Origin of the sequence: Gordonia alkaliphila (assembly GCF_039542465.1) — a bacterium.
Lineage (GTDB): Bacteria > Actinomycetota > Actinomycetes > Mycobacteriales > Mycobacteriaceae > Gordonia > Gordonia alkaliphila.
Map to the genome: position 1 here is coordinate 1 of NZ_BAABIE010000022.1, position 22550 is coordinate 22550.

The window sequence follows — 22550 nt, forward strand, 5'->3', positions numbered from 1 at the left end:
CAAGCAGCCGACGACAAGAACGCCGCCTGACACGGCCACTGCAGGCCGATCACACGTCCAGGCCAACTCGGCTCTGGCAACCAAGGAAACCAACTAAATCAGTCTCCAAGAAACCCGGGGCTTGACACGGCAAACTCCGGGCCTGCGCCAACAACAAGTCCGCGATCGCCTGCGCCTGATCCGGTGCCTGCGCGATCGCCGCGAAATCGTCCGCATCCAAATCGCCCAGCAAGTCCACGACCAGTCGCACCCACAACGGGGACCGCACCTGAGTGCCGATCACACTCAGCACCGAGGCCGGCAACTGCCGCCCCGACGCCTGGGTCCACGCATTAGCGGCCTCCGCCGCTACTGCGCCCGGCAGCAAGCCGACCCTGACCGGGTCCGCGCCTTCGTGCTCGAGGATCTGGGCGTGGTCGGGCACCGTCGTCGACACCAACAACCCCACCCCAACCGGCAACCCGCGGACCGGCCACACATCCGACCGTTCCGGCTCACTCACAAACCCATCCAACGCATCCACCACCATGACGAACCCCCCGAAAACCGCCACCGTGTCCGCCAAAACATCACGCCACCACCGCGACAACTCCTCCACACCACCCTCAGACGGCACCTCCAGATCGCGGCCAGTCCACGACGACAACTGCGCCGCAAGAACCTCCACCAACAATCGCCCCGACACACCCACCGTGCTCGCCCCCAACAACGACGACACCACCACCACACCCCGAGCCCGCAACACCTTCTCCGCCGCACACACCACCGTCGACTTCCCCGAACCCGACTCCCCCACCAACACGACACGCCCACCCGCCGCCACCGACTCCACAACCTCAGCGACCATCACATCCCGGCCCACCACGATCGCGTGATCATCACGAAACAAACGCTCACTCCCCGACACCCCAACCCCGGCCTCGGCCTCCAGGCGCGCGAGGTCCTCCGCTTTCCGGACCACCGGCCCCGACAACAAACCCACCATCAAATCTTCAAAACTCATGCGACCACCACCAGTTGTGACCGCACCCAAATCCGCCACACCCCCCTCCACCGACACCGTGTAATCGGCGACCACCACATCGCTACGATCAGCCACCCCGGCCGCGACCTCCTCCCGGAACGCCTGCACCGCACCACGATCAGCGTCAGCCCAATCCGCCGGAACCTGCCCCACCACGTCACGGAAAACCACCACGTGATCGCCGTCGGGGGCGCTGTCCCACAACAAACCGAAACCGAACTCCAACGCCGTCACCGACAACCCCTCCACCGACTGCGACTCCGGCACACCCGCCGATTTGGCGACCGCCCGCGCGTGCGTCACCTCCGGCACAAACCCAAACCGGTCCCCCACAAACCCCACGAACAATGGCCGCGCCCGCTGCACCTCCCGCAAACACACATCCAGCACCCGGCGTGCCGCGTCATCCTCCGAAACCCCGAGCGTGTCCACACCCCACCGCAAATCAATCAACTCCACCCGCACACCCAACGACGCCACCAACTCATCCAGCCGCTCCCGCACCGGCCCCGCCAACACATCCCGCTCCACATGAAAATCACGAAACGTCGACGACACGAACACCGGAACCACAGCCATCACAAACTCCTGGGCAAAACGGACACGAATCCCTCAACACTAGGAGCCGACAAACACCACCAGCCATCCCCCAAACGACTGAACAGCCCGCGGGAAGAATCGGCTCCAGCAGAGCGCTTACGCGCGCGAGCGCAGACCGAAGATCTTCGATCCGAAGAAGGCGATCCCACCGCCGAGGACTGCGGCGACGGTGCCGATCCACGCTGAGGCGGCGTCGCCGTACACGGAGGCGCCAAGCCACTGGACCACCGCCACCGCGATCACCAACACCCCCAGCACATACGGCGAGACCGCGATTCCGACGAGAAGTGCCAGACCCGCGGCGACCACGACGTAGAACGCGGACAGCAGCACTGAGCCCTCGATGTTCAAGGTGTCGTGCCCCTGCGGCGAGATCAGGAAGCCGATCACCTCGACCACCCCGAACAGCCCGAGTCCCCCGACCCGCAGGAACGACTTGACGTGACCCGACCACAAGACGCCCAACGAGAACGCCGCCACGAGGGTCACCACCAGAACGATCCGGTAGGCCACGCCGAGTACGTCGAAGTCGCCGGACCCGGCGATCAGCCGACCGAGTCCCCAGACGGCGATCAGTCCCGCAGCCGCGTTGATTCCCGCGTTCACCAGCTCGCCGGCCACAGACGGCAAAAGCACCAGCACGCCGAGGAAGAGTCCGATCGCGACACCGGACTCGGTGCCCGCATTCGAATACAGCTCGCCGTACGCGGTACCGAGGGCCAGGCCACCCATCGCCGCGACGATCCACCGGAGATCGCCGGGGTCCCGTCGATCTGATTCGACGCCCGAGATCTTCCGACCGGGATACTTGCCGACGCCCTTGAACATCACCCAGAAGACGGCGATCATGGACGCCAGCACAGCGAATGCGCCGACGATCTCCATGCGCCAACCTCTCCGTTCGCCCGGTTTCCTGGTGATCGTATCGACTCGAATCGCTCTCGTCGGTCGTCCATCTGGGCGAATCTGTCCCCAGGACCTCCCGGGTCCGCACTGTTCTGTCCTACGCTGAAACGGCGGCCGATCGCGGAGGCCGAGCGGCACCGACTTCGTTGGAGAATCCTTGAGCGGACCAAAAGGCATCGAGTACCAGATCGCCCAGGAGAGGCGTGCACTGGAAAGTGCTCGGCGCCGGATGATCGGACTCGCCGCCCGCAATAAGCACCTTCAGCAACGCGGTGCACTCCACGGCGTCTCCGTCCCGAACGTGGCTGTGCCGGCCAACCCACCCGGGAATTCCGTCGCCGTCCAAGCGGCATGCTCGCAGGTCGAGGCACAGTTACGGGCCGCGGAGGAGGTACTCGAGGCAGCCCTCGGCCGTCGCGCCGTGCAGGCAGTCACGTTCGACGTCGACGACGAGCTCGCACGTCTCGTCGCCGAGGACGACGCCACACGGGCTACCGCGAGCCGAACCCGCGAAACCGCCGCCCCACCGCAGCGCGCGGCCTTCGACACCGACGCTCATTCCCGCGACGTCGCCGAGCGGCTCCGCTCCGCACGCAACCTCACTCCCGAAGTCCAGGCCATTGCGAAGAGCGCGCTGGCCTGCGGCACGGCCGAGGAAGCCCGCATGTCGCTGAGCGGACTCTCCAGCGCGATTGCCGCCGCCGACCGCCAGGCCGAACGCGCAGCGACGCAGGTGCGCACCCAACGCGCCGAGCTGGCCGAACTCCGGACCGCGACCGGCGCCCTGCTCGATCCCGACTCGCTGCTCGCCGAGTTGGACGGCGTCGAACGCCTCCTCGACGACGGGGCAGACATCGCAGTCGCGCTGGATCACATCCGCGCGGCGATCACCGAGCAGAGCGCCGCCGAATCCGACGAGAGCGATCGACGTCTGGTTCTCGCCGAGGTGAAGAATGCCCTCGCCGAACTCGGTTACACGCCGGTCGACGTCGCCGTCGCCACCCCGGGCACCGTCGTCCGGCAGCCGCATTCGAGCAAACATGCGGTGCGTATCAACGTCACCGGCGGTGAGATCGGTTTGGAAACCGTCCTCACTCCCGGAGCTGCGAGCACCCCGGCCGAGAACCGCGCCGCCGACCAAGCTCTGTGCGGCGACCTCGACCAGTTGCTCACGAGCCTGGACGACGCCGGTGTCGGTCACGGCCGCGTCCGAAAGATTCCCGCCGGCCTGGTGCAACCCGCCGAACTGGGCGATTCCGGTGAAGCGCGCACCGAGCAGCCGACCACCCGGTCGCAGCAACGGACCGAGCCCGTCCGACGTCGCCGGCCGCAACAGCGCGGAGGCGCTCAATGACCGCACCGCTGGCACAGATCCCCACGTGGCTGCGCGAGGTGGAGATCGCTCTCGCCGCGAATCCTCAGGTCGCGTTGACCGGGAACATCCGGGACCTCATCCTGCTACCGAACGACGACCCGATGCGGCCGCCGATCAAAACGGTCACCGTCACCGAGGCCCTGAGCGAGGCGCTGGCACGCACCGGACATCGCAACGTGATCGTCTACAGCCTGGCCGACGGCCCCGAAGTGATCCACGAAGAAGACGGCGCCGCAACAACATTAGTCGCGGCGGCGACCAACGCGGCCGGTACCGATGCGCACCGCCTCACCATCTTGCGAGCACTGCTGAAAGCCGTGATCGAGTCGGACCGCGAATGCTGCCTCATCATCGAGAGCGCCTCTCGCCTCCGTACCGATCCGGAATCGATCAGCGAGGAGTACCACGAACTACTCGTCGCAGCCGAGCACGGAATGAACACGGCCCCCCGACGCCGCGTCGCCGGCCACCAGCAGGGTCTGTACAACACCGTCTTCTGGATGCTCGACCGCGAAGGCGATCTGCCGCACTGGTTGGTGGCCGGCGACCAGATGCGGGTCATCTCGGTCCCGATGCCTTCGCACACCGACCGCCACCTGCACACCCGCCTGCTCACCAACTCCCTTCTGCCTCAACCGATTCCGCTCACCGCCGAACTCGATCCCGACACCGCGAAGGCGGTGGACACCTACGCCAGCCAGACCACCGGGTTGAGCCAGCGATCCATCGCCGAGATCAACCGGCTCGCCATCGACCGCGGGATCGCCGCCAACGACATCGCCGACGCCATACGCACCTACCGCGTCGGCATTCCCGACAATCCGTGGCAAGACACCGCGCTGCGCGCCAAGCTCCGCAGTGCGACGGCCAAACTGTCCGGCGACGTCTTCGGCCAGCCCGCCGCCATCCGCAAGTCGGCCGACATCCTCATGCGATCGGCCATCGGCCTCACCGGTGCGCAGTCGAGCAGTTCCAGCAGCCGTCCCCAGGGTGTGCTCTTCTTCGCCGGCCCCACCGGTGTCGGCAAGACCGAACTCGCGAAGTCCATGGCGCAACTCATCTTCGGCCGGAAAGACGCCTTCCTCCGCTTCGACATGAGCGAGTTCTCGTCCGAGCATTCCGAGGCTCGCCTGATCGGCTCGCCGCCCGGCTACATCGGCCACAGCGCAGGCGGCGAGCTGACCAACTCCGTTCGGCAGGACCCGTTCCGACTCATCCTGTTCGACGAGGTCGAGAAGGCCCACCCGCGGATCCTCGACAAGTTCTTGCAGATCCTCGAAGACGGCCGGCTGACCGACGGCAACGGCTCCACCGTGTACTTCTCCGAGTCGCTCATCGTGTTCACCTCGAACCTCGGCGTGTACACCCAGGGACCGGACGGCGTCCGTGTGCCCGTGGTGCAACGCGGCGCCGACTACGCCGCGGTCGAAACGCTGATCCGAACCAAGGTCGCCGAGCACTTCACCACCGAGATCGGCCGCCCCGAACTGCTGAACCGCATCGGCGACAACATCGTGGTCTTCGACTTCATCTCCGACGAAGTCGGCGCGCAACTGGTGGAGAAGGTGGCCGGCAACGTGGTGGAACGAGTCCGCGAAATGACCGGCACCGCAGTGGAATTCAGTCCCGAGGCCCGGGCCATGATGACCGTCGAAGCCTGCAAGAAGCTCGACTTCGGTGGCCGCGGCATCAACAACGCCATGGAGTCCATCCTGATCAATCCGCTGGCGCGGGCACTCTTCGAGCAGGATCCGTTTCCCGCCGCCATGACCATCGAGGGCTTCGAACACGGCGACGAGGGTTGGCGAGTGATCTTCCGATGACCTCCCTAGCGCTCTCCCGCGTGCACTTCCCGGTGACCAACCTCGGGACCGGACGCCGCATCGGTGTGTGGCTGCAGGGCTGCACCGTCCATTGCCCCGGCTGCGTCTCGGTGGACACCTGGGCGGCCCGGCCCGAGCACCAGGCGGACCTGGGCACGGTGCTCGACGAGATCGCCGGCCACCTGCCCGGATCCGACGGCTTGACCGTGTCCGGCGGGGAGCCCACCGATCAGCCGGAAGCACTGACCGAGCTGCTCACCGGAATCCGCGCGTTGACCGCCGATCGCGCCGACTGGGACGTTCTGGTCTACACCGGCCGCTCCCTCGACGAAGCCCGCACCCGCATGCCGCGCCTGGACGAACTCGCCGACGTGGTGATCAGCGAACCGTTCCTGGCCGACGCGACCACCGACCATCTCGCGTTGCGCGGGTCGTCGAACCAGGTGGTGACCCCGCTCAGCGACCTGGGTCGACGACGCTATCCGCCCGACGAGGTCGACGACGTCTACGGCGATCAGCGCGACACCGTCGGCGTGTGCGTCGAGGACGGCACCATCTGGTTGGTGGGCATCCCCCGCCCCGGCGACCTGCAACGCATGGAAACCGCCCTGGCCCGCCAGGGCGTCGAGATCACCCGGAGGTCATGGCTGTCGTGAGTCTGCTTCTTTGCGAGAACAACTGCGGGCAGGAGTACGACCCGACGACGGAGGTCCAGTGCCGTCGGTGCGGGCACGAGCTGGGCACCCCGGCGGACGACACGCCGAGCACGCCGCCGCCCGCTGCCGCCGCGCCCGGCGTGCCTACCGCCCCGGAACCCTCGACACCCACACCGTCGACTCGACTCGTCATCACCGTGTGCGGTCGTGACTTCACGGTGGCCGACGACGAGCAGATCGGCCTGGGCCGGGACCTGCGCTTCGGCTCGATCGCCGAGGCGCTGGAGAACGCGACGAACGTCTCCCGGGTGCACGCCATGCTGCGTTTCGCCGACGGGCGCATCTACATCCAGGACACCGATTCGGGGAACGGCACGTTCATCGACGGTGTGCGGATCCCGACCAACCAGGAGTACGAGATCGCCGACGGGCAGTCCCTCCGGTTGGCCGCCGACGTGCCCGTCGGGCTCCGAAAGGAATCGTGATGACCGGACCGGCCGGCCCGCCGCATGCGGCCCCACCGCCACCTCCGCCACCGCCCCGGACCCTTCTCGTCTCCATCGCGTCGAGCACCGGCTTGGTTCGCGAGCACAACGAGGACGCCGTGGGCCTCAACGGTTTCACCCTGCAGGGCGACACTCCGCGCAGCCTCCATCTCGCGCTTCCGCTGAACCAGCCGCAGGCCGTCGTCGTCTGCGACGGCATGGGCGGCCATGCCGGCGGCGCGGAGGCGAGTTCGATTGCGGCACAACGAACGTCGAGCCTTCCCGAGAGCGGGATCTACGACGAGGAGACCGTCCGCAGCCTCTATCAGCGAGTCGCCGACGAGCTGAACGACCTCTCCGATCGCTACCCGGATCTGCACGGCCTCGGCACCACCGTCGCCGCCGCCTATGTGCGGATCGACGGATCGGTGCTCGTCGCGAATGTCGGCGACGCTCGCGCCTACGGCATGGAGTCCGGATACGAAGCGCAGCTCACCGTCGACCATCGCAACCCCGGCACCGGCGGACTGACCCAGGCGCTCGGCGGCGGGCGCCGCGTCGTCCTGTCGCCCACCTTCTATCCCACCGTGATCGACGAATCCGGGATCGTGCTCTGCTCCGACGGCATCTGGGAGTACGCCGGCCCCGACGCCGTCGGCACCGAACTGGCCCGCACGGACACCCCCGTCCCGCTCCCGGATCGACTGGTTCAGCTGGCTCTGGCCGGTGGTGGCGGCGACAACGCCACCGCCGTCCACCTGCGGCTGGCTCCTGTCCGACCCCAGCCCTGACTCCGAACTCCCCATCGAGGACTCACACATGCCCGGACCCACCCGTTTCGACAACGCCGACGACGGCCGCCGTCCACCCCCGACCCGGATGGACGGGCCCGCCGTCCACCAACCTCCGCGCACCCGCATGGACGGGCCTGCCGGCCACCAACCACCGCGCACGCGCATGGACGGAACGGGCAGCCACCAGCCTCCCCGCACCCGGATGGACGGCCCCGGCGGTCACCAGCCCCCGTCCACCACCATGGACGGTGCGGCTCCCCCGCCGCGCCCAGCCGCGGGCGGTTGGACCCCGCTCCCCTCCGAGCTCCACCACGGCATGCAGATCGTCGGGGAGCTGGGCACCGGAGGCGAAGGCCGCGTGTTCCTGTGCAGCGATACGGGCGGCCTGATCCGGCAGGGACAACAGTTCGCGGTCAAGGTCTATCACCGGGATCCCGAGTTCGCGATCGAGTTCGGCACCCATGAATTCGCCGCGCAGTTCCCGTACGAGCACGCCGTGCAGGTCTATCGACGTCGTCGAGACCCGGACGGTCGGTTCTACGACGTCATGGAGTTCTGTGCAGCAGGCACGCTCGCCGACCTGCTCGATCAGTTGCCGGACAGCCGCACGCCGGGGCACGACCTGATGATGCTCATCCTCGGCGAGCTCACCGATGCGTTGCACGCCATTCAGCGGCCCGATTCCCCGCAGCGAATGGTGCACGGCGACATCAAGCCGGAGAACGTCCTGGTCCGCAATCCGTCCCGTCCCTTCGACCTCGTCCTGACCGACTTCGGGTTGAGCATGCAGATGCACAATCGGTCCCGCGTCTCGAATACCGGACGCGGCACCCTCAGTTACAGCGCCCCGGGAGCCGTGCACCGGACGTCACTGGAGGCGGACTGGTGGAGCCTCGGCATGATCCTGTTCCGCGCGATCGTCGGCCGCGACTACTTCACCTACCCCGACGGTCGCCACATGCCCGACCACATCATCCTCGACACCCTTGCCAGCAAGGCGATCTCCCTCGACCGTTTCGACTCCATTCCCTGGCTCGAGGGTCCGGACCCGCAGACCGGCCAGGCGTTGCGCGACCGGTGGACGCTCATCACCCGGGGACTCCTGACCCGCGACCCCGATCAACGCTGGGGCCACGACGAGGTGCAGCAGTGGCTGCGCGGCGAGTCGCCCCAGATCCACTCCGAGACGGTGTCGAGTTCTCCGGAGTCCGGCGGCTCCGGACCGACCAAGCTCCGCGCCACCCACCCGTACGCCTTCGCACAGTCCGGCGAGCTGTACACACCGGCTGACGTGGCCGCCGCCGGCGCTCGGGATCTCGACGGTTTCGCCCGAAACCTCAGCGGACAGGGCGGCGCCAAGCTCATGCATTGGGTCCAGTCCGAATTCGGCGAACGCGACTTTCCGTTCTCCAAGTACCAGACCAGCTGGTCGCCGCCGTTCCGCGCGCTGTACTTCATCTCCCAGCTCGATCCGGCACAGGCGTTGTCGCTCAACGGCTTCGCCCTGAACGGTCGCGCCGACCTCGTCCGGGTCGCGCAGAGCGCCGCCACCGACCAGAACGCTCTCGGCTTGGTCCGCGATCTGCACGGCAGCGGGCTGATCGACGCACTGGACAGTGCGGCACACCGGCCCGGCTTCGTGGTGATCGACGCCGAATGGACCGACCTGACCGCACGAGCGGTGGACCGGATCCGCGAGACCGGCCAGTACCAGGAACTGCAGCGCGCCGAGGAGCGCGCCAGCGGCTACGACGGTGCCGAGCAGCGGATGTTGGCACGACTGGTCTACAGCCCGGCGCTGGCCGCGACCGCCGGTGTCGCCGACCAGGTTCGCACGGCCCTGCAGCAGCGCATCGACAGCTCACCCGAGGCTCGCGAAGTCGGCTGGTTCCAGCGGCTTCTGGCCGGTTGACCGTCGATCCGCCGAAGGCATCATGACGAATTCCGACCTCGCTCGACTCATCGCCGGGGCAGCCCTTGCACCCATGGCAGCAGCCGAGGCCCGCGAAGTGCAGGCCGAGCAATTACAGGCCGCCGAAGCCGCGCGCGCAACGGCTGCTGAGGAACGACGCCGCACGGCGATCCGGTACGACGAGCAGACCGTGACGTGGGGCCGTCGGCTCGCGGCGGTCGCCGCCGTGGCCACCGTCGGCCTCGGCATCTGGGCCTGGTACGACGGCCCTTCCATGGGCCAGATCGCCCTCCATATCGGTTGGACGCTGATCGTGGTGCTGTCCGGGGTCGTCCTTCTGGGCGTGGTGGCGATCATCGCGCGGTGGCCGTGGGACGGACGAGGACGGACCGTCAGCCTGGCCATCGTCGCCGGGGTCGCGGCCGTCGTCGTGCTCGTCTTCGCCGTGCCCCGGTTGATGTACGAGAACGTGATGGGCCAGGGGTTCAACTTCGCCGACAGGTACTACGACTGCGGCGAGGCGGTCCGCATCCCCATCCGGCCTGCCGAGGGCGCCGACGTGCAGGTGTGGCAGCTGTTTCGTGGCACCCCGGAGGGCTCCACGCATTCCGGCTGTCGCCGCGTGAGCCTGTACAAAAACAAAGAAGTCATCAGCCACTACGACCTCCCGGACGACGGCACCCACTTCCTGCCCAACACCACAGAGAACGGAGAAACAGCGATGTTCGCAGACCTGAATCGCGTGCCACTCCAGAATTCGGACATCATTGATGCCCCACTGGATCAAGTGACCTTCTACGCCCGGACCTCCACCGGCATGGTGGTCAGCGTCAGCCCGGCCTACCCGGAGCTGTGGCGCCCGTGAGCACCGAACTGACGGCGGCCCAGCGCCGCGCACGACGCGCCCGCGTCCTGCGATCGATTCTGCCCGGGCTCGCCACAATCCTCGTCGTCGCGGTCATCATCTGGACGTTCACCGCCTTCACGATCGTCTTCCCCGAGTCGGGCGTCTGGGAGCGGATCCTCTCGACGCTCGTCGGATTCTCCGGCGGCTACATCCCACCGGGCATACCCGCCCCGCAGTACGACACCGGACTCGACGCCATTCCGACGACGATGGTCGCGATTCCGCTGACCGTCGCCTTCGGAATCACCCTCTTCGCGGCAGCGTCGTTGGTGATCGTCATGACCCGGCGCGCACGCAACGCCGTCCGCGTCTGGTTCGCACGGCCACGGCTGACCGTGATCGGTTCGGGCACCACGGCCACCGCGATCGTGCAGTCGGCAGCCACGCATCGGATCCGCACCGTCCTGGTGTCGACCAGCGAAGACACCCCGGCAGCGGCGGCCGCCTACGGCGCCGTTCCGGTGCTCACGGTGCCCAATTTCGACGCCCCGGAGACCAGCGCGGGCCTCACCCGCCTCGCGCGGCGTGCACACAACGTCGTCATCGCCACCGACTCCGCATCCGAGAATCTGCGCATCCGCAAGTCGCTCGCAAGGCATCGCGACAGCCTCCACCTCGACGAGTTTCGGTCGCTGCTGGCCGTGGTCCAAGACCCGCAGCTCGCCGGCGCCCTGCGCCCGACCGAGCTCGGCTCGGCATTCCCCGACGAGGACGTCACCTGCCCGTCGGAGAATGTGGCCGAGCGAGTCTGCCACCTGATCGACGAGGTCACCACGGGTCCGCGCCTGATCTTCGTGAACGACGAGGAGGACGTCGCGACGCACTACGACGAGGTGCTCATCGAGATCGTCGACGTGGAGCTCACCCCCTACGACTCCGAATCCTGGTTCCGGCTGGCGGAAACGATCCGGCTGTGGGCCACCCGGTTGTCGTGGGGACGGGTGTTCCTCCGCGGCGACGAACGGACCGACGGTCTGTTCAATCCGATCGTGCCGATCCGAGTACTCGGCCCGGACGAATCGCTGCCGCCGGCAGCAGACCGGGAGCGCGTCTTCGGCATCCGCATCTACGCCGGCTCACCCACCGCGACGGTGACTCAGATGCTCGACGACCAGCTCACCGCCCCCCAGGACCGCGCCGGACTCACGATTCTGGTGGCCGATCAGGAGACGGCTCGCGCGGCCGGCGCCGACGACAGCGAGGGCGCCGTCGCGGTCGTCGATCCGGTGACGGTGGGTCTCGACGCCAACCTGGTGGTCGACGCCGTGACCCTGCAGTGGGCCCGGATGTTCGACCAGACCCACAAGTTCATGTTCGCCGGCGATTACTCCGTGGTCGCGTGGGAGCCCGGCGCTCCCCTCGGCGACACCGTGTCCGAGGCCGCCGAGGCCGCAGTACGCAGGCTCCGCGCTCAGGGCGCCGCAACCGAGGAGGAGATTGCGGCCGCACGTCACAAGGTTCGGAAGGGAGTCAGCGGCCGCTACTCGAGCTATTCGGCAGTGAAGAACATGCTCACCTTTCTGGATCAGCACGGATACGAGCTGGTCCGCTGTCCTCGGGACCTGACGAATCCGCCGGTCGCCCCCGACTTTCCGGACGACGTCGTCAACCAGATCGCGGCAGCCGAGCACGAGGACTGGCGTGTTCGCACGTGGGTGGACCACAGCCGGCTCACCCGGTTGCAGCGTTTTCTCCGACGTCCCGCACCGGTGGAGCACACCAAGACGTACAGCAACTCGGGCGTCGACAAACTCGCGTTCGACGAGCTCGACACCCCGACCGCCAACTACAACCGCCGCATCGTCACCGAGACGTACCCGGCGATCGCCGCCGCGGCCGGGTACGCCATCGTGCCGCGGAACACCTCACCATTCCCCAGTACGGATTCAGACGATTCCGCTACCTGGTGGACCTATCCTCGTCGCCCCACCAAGATGGTGCGCGCGGCGCGCCGGGACGAGGCCTGGGCGTGGAAGACCACGGACGGCCAGACGCTCCACGGCGACGCCGGCGACTGGCGGGTCACCGAGCTCAACGGCAGCAACGAACGGTCGGTGGCGGCCGACAAATTTCCCCATCTATACCGCCCGGTGGACGGACACCCCGAACTCTTCTACCGGATGGGATCGGTCGTCGCACGACGCGCGATCCCCGGCGAGGTGGTCGTGTCCGACGAGGGCGAAGCCACCGCCTGCCCGGGCAACTGGTTGGTCCAGGGCGAGCTGGGCGAACGGTGGCTGGTGCCCGGCCTGCACTTCTCGGGCAACTACCTGTCCCGCGGCCCGAACAGCGAGGAACAGTAGTCGGACCTCTTCACCGGTTCGCCGGCATACGTGCCCGCCCGCTTCCCCTAGCCGTCAGTCTCATCTTCGGACAGGTCGGGACGCTCGGGCAGCTGAATCCAGCCGTCGGCCACCATTTGCAGAAGTAGGTGGGCCTTGTTGGCCACCGGCCGACCAGCCGCCGTGTACCGATTAGTGGCACGCCGGTAGTGCGTGCGCACCGTCGACGTTGCCAGATAGTGTTGTGCCGCTGCTTCCTCGACGGTGGATCCCATCACGTACGTGGTCAGCACCTCTTGCTCGCGGCGGCTCATTTTCACGGCCCCCTTCGGCTGCGGGGCGCCGAGTGCGGTCGACAAGAACTCGCGGAGGTGCTTCGTTGCATCGTCGGTCGCCGGAATCACGGTGACCCCTCGCGGCACCATGGCTTCCTGCTGCGTGTGATGCACCAGCACCATCGCCACACTCGCGCCGGCGCAGCGTGCATCGGCGGCAACCGTCGCCAACCGTGCCACATCCCGCACCAGGACGGCGCCGAGCGCTCCCGTCGAGGCCTCCTGCGGCTGCTCGAAGTCCAGCGGAACTGCCGAATAGCCGCACCGGCCGACGAGGCCGATCATCGCTTGGTCCGAAAGGTCGTGCTCCATCACCACGCCGACTGTCTGCACTGTCCCCATGCCCGCACTCACTTTCACATCGGACCCTCCATGCCGTACACGAAGGAATGTCCTCAGTTTGGGCGGTGGCGGAAGCGCGGTCAGCATGCTGGGAGACACTCTTGCGACGGAATCGAGCAAGAAACTCCCCATTTCTCCGCTCGTCATGCGTGATTACACATTTTGCTGCGCGAGCAATACGCTCAGACCATGTCTGCACGGCTCCGTATCCTCATCGCCTCGCCCCTCGGGCGAGTGATCTCCGGCCCCCTCGAGGCGGGCTTTGACAACGTCGCCGTGTCCGTCGCCACCACCGACGACGAGCTGACCTCTGTCATTTCCGGCACCGTGCGGTACGACGTGGTGGCTGCCGACCTGATTTGGAATCGGCCAGAAACGGAGTGGACGTTCGACGGCCTCGACGTGATCGATCGACTGAACCAAGCCCAACGCACGGCCCCCGTTTTGCTCGCGACACAGGGGCACAGCATGGAGACCGACCACCTCGAGGAGGCACGCTTACGGCCCGAGGTATTCGGCGTGATGCCGAAGGCCGCCGGCCTGCCGACGATCATGGAGGCCTTGCAGTCGGCGGCGCTGGGACGTCGCCTCCCTCCGCCAACGGCCGCTGTCCCCGGGCGTCCTCCGCTGTACGAACTCTTCACCGACCGCCGCGGCGAAACCGCTGCACGACTGGCCGGGGCCATTGCCTCCGGCCGCGCCTCGGACGGCGCCTCCCTCGCCTCGGTCGCCAAGGTCTCGTCGAGCACAGCGAATAAGGTGACCAGCCACTACCTGGGACCGATGCTGTTGGCACGCGGCGAACACGATGAACGGCTGCCGCTCACTCAAGGCTCCATCTATCGCTGGTGCGGTCTCCACGCCCGGTACATCATCAGCTGGTGCCGACGGAACGGCCAGGCCGACGTGCTTTAGCTGCGACTACGCGGCCCGGTGGAGCACGTCGAGTCGCTGCTTCGGAGCACTCGGCTTCGACGCACGTCACGCAGGCGAAGCACGAACCACGAACCACGATAGCGACGGCGGTACATCCCCGTTCGGATTACATCGTTCGGAGACTCTTTTCCGGCCACCCTGAATCGGACATAATCTGCGCGTACGCACTCTCCGAAAGGCCGTCGATGAACCCCAGCCTCGCTGGACCCACTCGCTCCGGTGCGCAGCAGGATCGGCGTTCACCCGGCCCAGCCAGCACATCGCGTATGTCATCGCCTCGCGACGAACGCGCCTACGCGACTGCTGCGTGGATCGCGGCAGTACTCACCGGGCTGATCGTCGTCTGGCTGACGACCATCGCGCTACAACCCGAGTGGCGCACCCGGTTCAGCCCGCACTGGCTCGCCTGGTTCGGGGCTCCCGGCAATTCTTCAACCGCATTGATCCTCGGGGCCTGTTTCGCGGCGACGTTGCTGTTCCGATTTCTGCAGCAGCGCCGACTGCCGCAGGGAACCACGACGATCGTGTTGGCCGTGCTGACCGCGATCGCGCTGCTCTTCAGCCTGTCATCGTTCTACTACTGCGAAGGCAGCGGGACTTCCGAACGGCTCGAGGTGATCTATCGATCCCTCGTTCTCTTCGTCGGCGGCGACGGCGTCCCCGGCGGACGGTGCGCTGAGTCGTCCCCGGTTGCACTGGACATCGCACGGATCGTCGCGCTCATCGTCCTCCTCGTCGCCGCTATCGCCGCGGGGCTTAAGCTGTTTCGCTCACAGATCGATCGCGTGCGGGTCCGGCTGGGCGGCGATCTGACTGTGGTGGTGGGTGTCGAGGACGACATCGTCGGCATGATCCGAGCCATCCGAACCACCCAGGACTCGCGGAGCAAGCTCGTAGTGCTGACCTCCAACGCGGACCGCCCGTGCGTCCGCGCCGCTCGCGAAATCGGTGCCCGCGTCTTCGAACTCGATCTCGTCGAGACTCGAAACCTCGGGGCCCTGAAGATCTGGCACCGAGCGAAGGGTATCTACCTACTGTCCGACGACCCGCAACTGAACTTCAGCCGATTCGATGAAATCGATGCCGCGGTCCGTGCCCAGCACACCCATCGCGACTCCGGCGGCCGGGTCCCGCTCATCGTTCGTATCGACGACCCGTGGCACGCCGAGCACTGGCGTCGCCAACTCATGACCGACAAACGCAGTAGGTGGGCTGCCGACGCCGTCGGCCGATACGACTTCACCGCGGCACGACTCGTCCGCAATATTCTCGAACGCGAGGAACCACCGCAGGTGGTGTACATCGGGTGCAGCGCGCCCCTGACCTACGCCCTCCTCGCGGAGTTCGCACAGTACGAACGCGAGCGGCGCCTCGGCGACGCCATCTTCAACAGTCTGGCCGCTCGCAATCACGACGGCCGCCCACTGCGCCGACCCGTCGCTTCACCGGCGCCTCGGATAGTGGTAACCGGTGCGGAGGCGCGTTCGGCTGTCCGCGACCACTCCCATCGTCAGAAGCACCACCGCCACCGCAGCGAGGTGCTCGACATTCAACTCGAACCGTCCGTGACAACGTTCGACGAAATCGAAACCGCCCTCAGCCGAGTCGTCCAACCACTTGAGGCGTCGGCGAACGACGGTCCGAACGAGTACGAAGTCGCACTCATACTCGAGCGTTCGACACCCGAGTCCCTCACCGACGGCACGCGCCTTGCCAGCCGTTTCCCGAAAATGCCGATGTACGTCGGTGGCACATCCGTCGGCAGTCCCAGCGCCACGCCGATCGTCGGGCAGTTGGTCAACTTTCCGGTCACCCTCGATGTGGACCCCGACATGCCCCAGGACATGTGGGAGCGGGCCGCGATGCTCAAGCACTCGCTCTACTGCATCGACCAGGATCCAGCGAAGCCCAGCGCACGACCATGGGCCGAACTCGACGAGTTCTTCCGCGGTTCCAATCGCCGCGAGATCCTCAATGGTCTCTGGCTCGTTGAAGACGTCGCCGACTGCACATGGGATTCGGACGGAGCCCCGGTGGGCGTGGCCGATATCGGCGATGTCGCGGTCGACGAATCCGAGGAGAACTGCTTCGCTATCGCCCGGCGGGCCGGCATTGAGCGCGAGGCATATGAAGAGATCATCTGCGCCGAGCATACCGACTGGGTCGCCTTCCACAAGAGTCACGGATGGCGACTCGGGGACGTCGGAGACTACCCCTCGAACACCGAACGAAAGGTCCGTGAATTTCAGACTCGGACCAGCAGCGACCTCATCAGTTGGGACGAGTACACCGCACGCGGCCATCGCCACTACTCGACGCTCAGTTTCATGCGGATCCTGCAGGTTCTCGACGTCTTGGGATTCCACTCCATGCCACAGTGGCATCTGTATCCAAGAAACCCCGCACGCACGGTCCAGGCCACCAAACTGACCAGTCCGCTCAAGTGGTACGACGATCAAGGCGGAGAGAAGATCGGCCTCCCCGGCGATTGGCTTCTCGAGAACCCGGACGGGCAGCGGCGAACCATCGTTCCCGACGCCTTCGCCACCAGTTACGCACCTGTCGATGAAGCCGCTGGTATCTACTGCCGTCGCGGCTTCACCCAGGGCCGACGCGCCATTCCCGGCGAGGAGATCCGGTCGATAGAGAGCCACCACGACAACCCCGACATCGCCGTCGAAGGTGACCACGTCATGCGGTCCGATTCCGGCGGAACCTGGCGAATCGGTTCCGCCGCGTTCGCCGACGGATACTTGCCTGAGGTCGAAGCGGCCGACGACTGACGCCGCGGCGCTCCGTCGACCAGCGACGCGGGGAGCGCATGCGGGCCCCGGCGACTGCGGTCGCTCTACTTCGCCCACTTCACTGTCAAGCCGATCACGAAGCAGTAGATCAGCACGCACACCCCCACTGCGATGTACGACAATCCGAATGGCCACTCCTCAACATTTTGGGCGACCGCGGCGCCACTGTCGGCGAACCAGCCGAACGGCGCCGACAGCCACGGCACGCTCTCTCCCCACCCAGGATCTTGCTCTGCGTACAGCCTGGTGACCGGCGGCACCGCCAGGATCAGGGCCAGGCTGGCAGCGATCAGCTGCCACCCGGACCAGTTCGGCCAGGCCAGTGCAGCAAGCACAAGCGGCGTCGCCACGAGCAATGCCACCCACAGGGCCGCGGAGGCCAGACTCAGAACCGGGTCCGACACCCACAGTCCCACCACGAATGCGACAGCGAAGGCCCGAAGGAGGGCTGCGCCGAGCAGCGCCCACCGTCTACGGCGCGGAGTCGACGATCCGCTACTCGGGGGCGGCGCACTAGGCGCCGGTGAAGCAGCCGGCTTCGGGGGAGCCGGTCTCGGGGCCGGTTTCGGGGCCGGTTTCGGGGCCGGTTTCGTGACCTTCTTCGGGAACGGTTTCGGCGTCTGCGGGGGCTTCGACGCCGACGGAGGTACCGAGGTCGGCGACGACGCCTGCATCTGCCACGTCACCACGATGTCGCCGAGCTGGCCGAACTGATCCGCGACGTCCTTGGTCTCTTTGGTCCCGAAGACCTCCAGCGTCGTCGACACGGCACCCGACGTGTGGATCTGCCCGAGAATCACTTGCGCCAGCGGATCCCGGCCGCGCGGCACGTCGTCCACCGCGCTCGGCATGGTCAGCTGGTCAGGGCACATCACTGCGGGAAGCGCGCCGAGCAGTTGCACCCCGTTGGGGCCGGACACCACCACCACCGCGGCGCTGCCGTCCCACGCACGTTTGCGGAACGCCGACCATTCGAATCCGCTCAGACCCGGCCCATCGACGACAGCAATCCTCAACGACGTCACTCCGTCATCCTTCCGTATCTGCACGCAGGCGCTGCACCCGGATCATCACGTACCTCGTTTGGCCGACCCCACCCTCCGGACCGGTCGCTTAAGGTGGAGTGAGTCCGCACACCGACATAAGGATGACGATTTCATGGCGAGTCACCTCACTCAGAAGACGCAATCTGATGCGCGGTTGAAACTGCCCATCTACTTCCTTCTGGATACCTCCACCTCCATGCAGTACGGCGGCCGGATCGACGCCATCAACAGCATCCCGCCCGCCGTCCGCAAGGCTGCTCGGCAAGACCCGGTGATCGACGCCAAGACCCGATTCTGCTACATCACAATGAACGACACGGCGCAGGTTGTCGCCCCCCTTGCGCCAGGTGGAGACGACATCCAGCTCGACCTCGAGCCGAAGGGACTCACGAATTACACGGCGGCATTCGAACTCCTCCGGAAAACCTTCATCGCCGATTTTCACACGCTCAACGAAGCCAATACGGGAACGCACCGTCCCGTCATCATCTTCATCACCGACGGTGAACCGACCTGCGACGCAACCGAGCGCAAACGTGCCTTCGACGCCCTCATGGCCGTCGCCGACTGGGCGCCCCGCATCGTGATGTTCGGTGTCGGACCCGAAGTGACCCACGAGACCCTGGACCAGTACACCGGCCCCAAGGGCTTCTCTGTGGTCTGCCGGGACGAGCCCGGTCGTACGTCGGCGGAGTACATCACCACCATGCTCTCCACCTTCATCCAAACGGTCGTCGACAACATCGGCGGTGCACCCGCTCAGAAGCCGCTCGACACCGGCACCGAGGCCGGCAACGACGACGTGGACGACCCCTTCATGCACGCCGTGATGCAGGCATTCCGCGACGATGACCTGCTCGGCCGGGCGCTGGGCGAGTAGCACCGAGGATGACCCCACATTCCTTCGACCCAGACGCCGATCTGGATCCCTTCGCTGCGATACCGCTGAGTCACGAAGCGCCCGCGCTGCCCGTGGCACCGGAGTCCGCTGATCCCGCGTCCGCGCCGACCCCGGCGCCAGTAGATCCCCCGGCGACGGCACTGCACCCTGAACCAGGTGTCCACCCCGTCGAATCCGAGCGGAAGTGGATCCATCTCGACCCGGCCGACGGCCATGTCCTGACGGAGATCTCCACGGGCCACTATTCCGGTCGGCCGCACGTGGCCTCCGACCCGCACCTCGATGGACTCGATCACGTCCGGCCCACTGCCATCGGTTCGATCCGCGGTGGGGTGCCATCGGATGCGGCGGCGAACTCCGGATATGTGAACCACTCCGTTGCGGTGGGCGCCGTCTCCCTCCGTGGAATCAGCCACTACCGAGAACTCCGGCCCGCCGTCCGCCAAGACGCTTACAGCGTCGGACACACCGCCGACTGGGTGATCGTCGCGGTCGGCGACGGTGTCTCGCAAGGACCGCTGTCTCACCTCGCTGCAGAGCGAGCGGTGAGCGAAGCGTTTCTGATCATGCGGGATTTTCTCGCCGCGAGCGGCGGAGTGCCACCCACTACCCAGCAATGGATCGACATCTGCGAGGAATGCCGCTCCACCGTGGAGAAGTTCGCCCGCCAAGTCCTCGCCCCGCCCGGATCGTCGCAAGCCGCTCAGGAAGCCGACCTCACCGCCGTCGCCCGAAAGATGTCCACCACCCTCGACATCGCGCTAGTGGCCACCGCCCCGGATTCGACGGGCCGTTATCCGTTCGTGCACGCCTCGATGGCCGGCGACGGTAGTTCATTTCTGTTGGATCGAGACCGCGGTTGGGCCGCCGTCCGAGACGGGAAACCGTCGAAAGCACATGCACCGGCCGATTTCGCGGTGGTCCCACTTCCGCAGGAGCCGGAACATCCTCCAACGATCTCCCGGGGCACACTGCGCCCCGGGCAAGCATTCGTGCTGGTCACCGACGGCTTCGGCGATATGTTGTCCGGCGGAGCCACCATGCCGGCCTACTACCTGCACCGCGAACTGTCCGCGGGTCCGATCGATGTGGCCCAACTGATTCGAGTGGCCTCGCTGATGAACCCGGTCGGCGACGACGACCGGACCGCTGTCGTCGTCTGGACCGTCCCGTGAGGCGTTACGACAAGAGTGACCTCGGTCGGCTCGTCAAAGTGGACGACGGCGGCCAGGCTCAGCTGTACTCGGCTCCCTTGTTCTGCCACCCGGAGGTCACCGGTCAGGTCCTCTACAAGGAGTACGAGCGCAAGGTTCTCGACAGGTTCGGTAGCGCCCTGAACAACGGACTCTCCACCCTCGTCGCCTATCCGGACAGCCTGAACCCCCAGCAACGCACCGGCCTGCTCGCCCGCACGATCTGGCCCAAGGCCGTGATCGTCGACGGCAAACAGGTGGTCGGGCTGATCATGGGCAAAGCCAATCCTGCCTTCTGGTTCGAGTCCGACGGCGAGGAACTGCTCTTCAACCTGAAGAAGCTGCTTGCTTCGCCGAAACACATCGAGCGTCAAACGCTGACCGTCCCCTCACTGCGTGAGCGCGCTCTCCTCGCTCGGCAACTGATCACCGCGCTCCACCATGTCCATCGCAACAACCTCGTGGTGGGCGACGTCAGTGGCAACAACATCGTGGTGACCAATCCGAATCGCGTGCCCGACGGACTGCCCGGCGGCGCGTACCAGGTGAAGTTCCTCGACGTCGATTCGTTCCGCTTCCAGCACGGCAGTCCTCCGGTACCGCAGGGCGACACTCCGACCTGGGAACTGCCCGAATCACTGCAATTGGACGTCGAGATCGCCGCGGCGTCCGGGCTCCAGCGCGACAGCCTCGTCGCTCGGCAGCGGTTGCGGACCCAAGCCACGGACATTTACAAGATGGGGCTGGTGATGGTCCGTTTGTTCGACGAGACCGATGACGCCCCACTCATGTACGAGCCGATCAATGCGCGGCCCCGCATGGTCGCAGCATTCGGGGAGCCGTTGACCAAACTCTTACTCATGATGCTCGACGAGGTACCCGAGCGCCGTCCGACCTCGGAGTATCTGGTTCAGAACTGGTCCCGTTTCGGGGGAGCGGCATGACCACGGCTACGTGCGCGATCTGCTCGGTCGCACTGACTCGGCGGTGGCGTAACTACCGTGGCGTCCTGGTCTGCACCGGCCACTCCGACATGCCGACGTGTACCTTCTGTTTTGCTCCGGCACCGCACCATGAGCACAATTTCCGCTACTGCACGCGCTGCCGCGGCGAAGCCGTGGACGACAACACGGCCCGCAGCATCGCGGCCGAGGTCATGACCCGACTCAGCGAGGTCGGCGTCACCTTCGCCGTCCGACCGACCTTCCGTATCTCGGACGGCACCGACCGTCCGACCGCCTTCGAAGGCCAGGGCGTCCTCGGTTGGACGTCGAGCCGCTCGATCAAAGGTCGGCCCACCTCCATCGAGGTGGTCTTGCGACGCGGACTGACCACCGAAGAATGCGCCGAGACCTTCGCCCACGAAGTGGGGCACGCCTACGCCCGGAGCTACGGACTCCGACACAGCCTCCTCGAGGAAGGCTTCTGCGAGGCCATCGCCTACTTCTATCTGCTGCAGTATGTGCCCGGCAGTGAGGCGCAGCGTCAGCGCATCATCAAGCGCGCGGACGACTACGGTGATGCATTCCGGACCGCGGCAACCACCATCCGATCCGACGGCATCACGACTCTGCTCAGTCAGCTTCGCGACGACCCCGCCACCAGGTGCCCCGCGACGGCGGATCGCTGTTCGCGAGTCAAGCGCTCGGGGACCGACGCGGATTTCACCACCGAGTACGCCAGCGGCGGCAACCCCTGACGCAGTGCAGCGCGGTGGCCTGACCGTTCACCAGGCCGCCACCCGCGGTGCCGCGTTCAGGATTCGTTCCAGATCCGGGTCCAACCTGGCCGCCATCGCCCGTTGCAGTCCCAGCAACTCGCGCCCGGTGCCGTCGACCAGTGCGGGCGGCGGCGCCACCGGCAACACCGACGTCGACAGCAGCGCGGCAGCCCCGTGGCTCAGCGCCAACGGAGCAGCCTCCGCGTCGAGTTGCTCGCCACGATGCCGACGCGGATCGACGTCCGGAGAAGGCGCCTCGTCGCTCTGATCTCGGTTGATCGACGGCGCCGGATAGACACCCGCATTCAGTACCGACTCGATCAGATCGGCCATCAACTGGGGCGTGCCGAAGTGGTAGGCGAGGCGAAAAGTCTTGGTGGTTCAGTAGTGCCCCATAGAGTGGTGTAACTCGGTGACCAGGACTGTGACCGGCAGCGTGTGGCTGTCGGCATGGAAGCGGTCACCGTGTGATCCTTCGAGTCACCTTCCACAGAATCCTCGAATGGAGT

At 66.5% G+C, this 22550-nt stretch carries 19 protein-coding genes; 14 read left to right on the forward strand and 5 right to left on the reverse strand.

The annotated features are described in order from the left end of the window. Positions 1-49: 49 nt before the first annotated feature. Together ABD989_RS16830 and ABD989_RS16835 are read right to left on the reverse strand one after the other, a co-directional pair. Positions 50-1603: a DUF4062 domain-containing protein gene (locus ABD989_RS16830; RefSeq protein ID WP_345314363.1), complete on the reverse strand. Its 1554-nt coding sequence runs from the start codon at positions 1601-1603 to the stop codon at positions 50-52. Positions 1604-1720: 117 nt separating this feature from the next. After that, entirely contained in the window at positions 1721-2509 is a 789-nt protein-coding gene (locus ABD989_RS16835; protein ID WP_345314364.1) for a hypothetical protein, read from the reverse strand. Positions 2510-2687: 178 nt separating this feature from the next. Between ABD989_RS16835 and ABD989_RS16840 the strand changes: the two genes are divergently transcribed. The 8 genes from ABD989_RS16840 to ABD989_RS16875 are packed head-to-tail and all read left to right on the forward strand — an operon-like array spanning position 2688 to position 12785. Continuing rightward, complete coding sequence (locus ABD989_RS16840; protein WP_345314365.1) at positions 2688-3884, forward strand: hypothetical protein; 1197 nt, start codon at positions 2688-2690, stop codon at positions 3882-3884. Further along, positions 3881-5728 (forward strand): AAA family ATPase, encoded by a 1848-nt coding sequence (locus ABD989_RS16845; protein WP_345314366.1) that lies wholly within the window; start codon positions 3881-3883, stop codon positions 5726-5728. Before ABD989_RS16840 ends, ABD989_RS16845 begins: the two co-directional genes overlap by 4 nt. Next, the gene (locus ABD989_RS16850; protein WP_345314367.1) at positions 5725-6384 is read left to right on the forward strand and encodes a 4Fe-4S single cluster domain-containing protein; all 660 of its coding nucleotides are present in this window, start codon (positions 5725-5727) and stop codon (positions 6382-6384) included. The genes ABD989_RS16845 and ABD989_RS16850 overlap by 4 nt, the downstream gene beginning before the upstream one ends. Further along, the gene (locus ABD989_RS16855; RefSeq protein WP_345314368.1) at positions 6381-6869 is read left to right on the forward strand and encodes an FHA domain-containing protein; all 489 of its coding nucleotides are present in this window, start codon (positions 6381-6383) and stop codon (positions 6867-6869) included. The genes ABD989_RS16850 and ABD989_RS16855 overlap by 4 nt, the downstream gene beginning before the upstream one ends. Next, positions 6869-7660: a PP2C family protein-serine/threonine phosphatase gene (locus ABD989_RS16860; protein WP_345314369.1), complete on the forward strand. Its 792-nt coding sequence runs from the start codon at positions 6869-6871 to the stop codon at positions 7658-7660. The genes ABD989_RS16855 and ABD989_RS16860 overlap by 1 nt, the downstream gene beginning before the upstream one ends. Positions 7661-7688: 28 nt before the next feature. Beyond that, positions 7689-9575, forward strand: a complete 1887-nt coding sequence (locus tag ABD989_RS16865; RefSeq protein WP_345314370.1) for a protein kinase domain-containing protein — start codon at positions 7689-7691, stop codon at positions 9573-9575. Positions 9576-9597: 22 nt separating this feature from the next. Further along, a complete protein-coding gene (locus ABD989_RS16870; protein WP_345314371.1) occupies positions 9598-10440 on the forward strand; it encodes a hypothetical protein in 843 nt (280 codons plus the stop codon). Continuing rightward, the gene (locus tag ABD989_RS16875) at positions 10437-12785 is read left to right on the forward strand and encodes a hypothetical protein (protein WP_345314372.1); all 2349 of its coding nucleotides are present in this window, start codon (positions 10437-10439) and stop codon (positions 12783-12785) included. The genes ABD989_RS16870 and ABD989_RS16875 overlap by 4 nt, the downstream gene beginning before the upstream one ends. A 47-nt stretch (positions 12786-12832) precedes the next feature. Here the strand turns inward: ABD989_RS16875 and ABD989_RS16880 are convergent, their stop codons facing one another. Beyond that, positions 12833-13441: a helix-turn-helix transcriptional regulator gene (locus ABD989_RS16880; protein WP_345314373.1), complete on the reverse strand. Its 609-nt coding sequence runs from the start codon at positions 13439-13441 to the stop codon at positions 12833-12835. A 189-nt stretch (positions 13442-13630) separates the two neighbouring features. On the opposite strand from ABD989_RS16880, the gene ABD989_RS16885 reads away from it, so the two are divergent. Then, a complete protein-coding gene (locus ABD989_RS16885) occupies positions 13631-14356 on the forward strand; it encodes an MSMEG_1198 family transcriptional regulator (protein WP_345314374.1) in 726 nt (241 codons plus the stop codon). A 287-nt stretch (positions 14357-14643) separates the two neighbouring features. Continuing rightward, complete coding sequence (locus tag ABD989_RS16890; RefSeq protein WP_345314375.1) at positions 14644-17160, forward strand: hypothetical protein; 2517 nt, start codon at positions 14644-14646, stop codon at positions 17158-17160. Positions 17161-17225: 65 nt separating this feature from the next. Here ABD989_RS16890 and ABD989_RS16895 read toward each other — a convergent pair whose 3' ends face one another. Next, positions 17226-18197, reverse strand: coding sequence for a hypothetical protein (locus ABD989_RS16895; protein WP_345314376.1), 972 nt, complete (start codon positions 18195-18197; stop codon positions 17226-17228). Between the two features lie 67 nt (positions 18198-18264). Here ABD989_RS16895 and ABD989_RS16900 point away from each other — a divergent pair, with 67 nt between their 5' ends. Genes ABD989_RS16900 through ABD989_RS16915 form a run of 4 tightly spaced genes read left to right on the forward strand, consistent with a single transcriptional unit; the run spans position 18265 to position 22020 of the window. Next, a complete protein-coding gene (locus ABD989_RS16900; protein ID WP_345314377.1) occupies positions 18265-19107 on the forward strand; it encodes a vWA domain-containing protein in 843 nt (280 codons plus the stop codon). Positions 19108-19115: 8 nt separating this feature from the next. Then, the gene (locus ABD989_RS16905) at positions 19116-20303 is read left to right on the forward strand and encodes a protein phosphatase 2C domain-containing protein (RefSeq protein WP_345314378.1); all 1188 of its coding nucleotides are present in this window, start codon (positions 19116-19118) and stop codon (positions 20301-20303) included. After that, positions 20300-21265 (forward strand): hypothetical protein, encoded by a 966-nt coding sequence (locus ABD989_RS16910; protein ID WP_345314379.1) that lies wholly within the window; start codon positions 20300-20302, stop codon positions 21263-21265. The genes ABD989_RS16905 and ABD989_RS16910 overlap by 4 nt, the downstream gene beginning before the upstream one ends. Then, positions 21262-22020: a hypothetical protein gene (locus ABD989_RS16915; RefSeq protein ID WP_345314380.1), complete on the forward strand. Its 759-nt coding sequence runs from the start codon at positions 21262-21264 to the stop codon at positions 22018-22020. Before ABD989_RS16910 ends, ABD989_RS16915 begins: the two co-directional genes overlap by 4 nt. Before the next feature lie 27 nt (positions 22021-22047). Here ABD989_RS16915 and ABD989_RS16920 read toward each other — a convergent pair whose 3' ends face one another. After that, entirely contained in the window at positions 22048-22374 is a 327-nt protein-coding gene (locus ABD989_RS16920) for a hypothetical protein (protein ID WP_345314381.1), read from the reverse strand. Positions 22375-22550 lie beyond the last annotated feature (176 nt).

Excerpts from the sequence above, each read along its gene's own strand:
- ABD989_RS16845 (WP_345314366.1), top strand. The coding sequence starts at position 3,881 with ATGACCGCACCGCTGGCACAGATCCCCACGTGGCTGCGCGAGGTGGAG.
- ABD989_RS16880 (WP_345314373.1), bottom strand. The coding sequence starts at position 13,441 with ATGGGGACAGTGCAGACAGTCGGCGTGGTGATGGAGCACGACCTTTCG.
- ABD989_RS16850 (WP_345314367.1), top strand. The coding sequence starts at position 5,725 with ATGACCTCCCTAGCGCTCTCCCGCGTGCACTTCCCGGTGACCAACCTC.
- ABD989_RS16870 (WP_345314371.1), top strand. The coding sequence starts at position 9,598 with ATGACGAATTCCGACCTCGCTCGACTCATCGCCGGGGCAGCCCTTGCA.
- ABD989_RS16905 (WP_345314378.1), top strand. The coding sequence starts at position 19,116 with ATGACCCCACATTCCTTCGACCCAGACGCCGATCTGGATCCCTTCGCT.
- ABD989_RS16830 (WP_345314363.1), bottom strand. The coding sequence starts at position 1,603 with ATGGCTGTGGTTCCGGTGTTCGTGTCGTCGACGTTTCGTGATTTTCAT.
- ABD989_RS16835 (WP_345314364.1), bottom strand. The coding sequence starts at position 2,509 with ATGGAGATCGTCGGCGCATTCGCTGTGCTGGCGTCCATGATCGCCGTC.
- ABD989_RS16915 (WP_345314380.1), top strand. The coding sequence starts at position 21,262 with ATGACCACGGCTACGTGCGCGATCTGCTCGGTCGCACTGACTCGGCGG.
- ABD989_RS16885 (WP_345314374.1), top strand. The coding sequence starts at position 13,631 with ATGTCTGCACGGCTCCGTATCCTCATCGCCTCGCCCCTCGGGCGAGTG.
- ABD989_RS16890 (WP_345314375.1), top strand. The coding sequence starts at position 14,644 with ATGTCATCGCCTCGCGACGAACGCGCCTACGCGACTGCTGCGTGGATC.
- ABD989_RS16865 (WP_345314370.1), top strand. The coding sequence starts at position 7,689 with ATGCCCGGACCCACCCGTTTCGACAACGCCGACGACGGCCGCCGTCCA.
- ABD989_RS16920 (WP_345314381.1), bottom strand. The coding sequence starts at position 22,374 with ATGGCCGATCTGATCGAGTCGGTACTGAATGCGGGTGTCTATCCGGCG.
- ABD989_RS16860 (WP_345314369.1), top strand. The coding sequence starts at position 6,869 with ATGACCGGACCGGCCGGCCCGCCGCATGCGGCCCCACCGCCACCTCCG.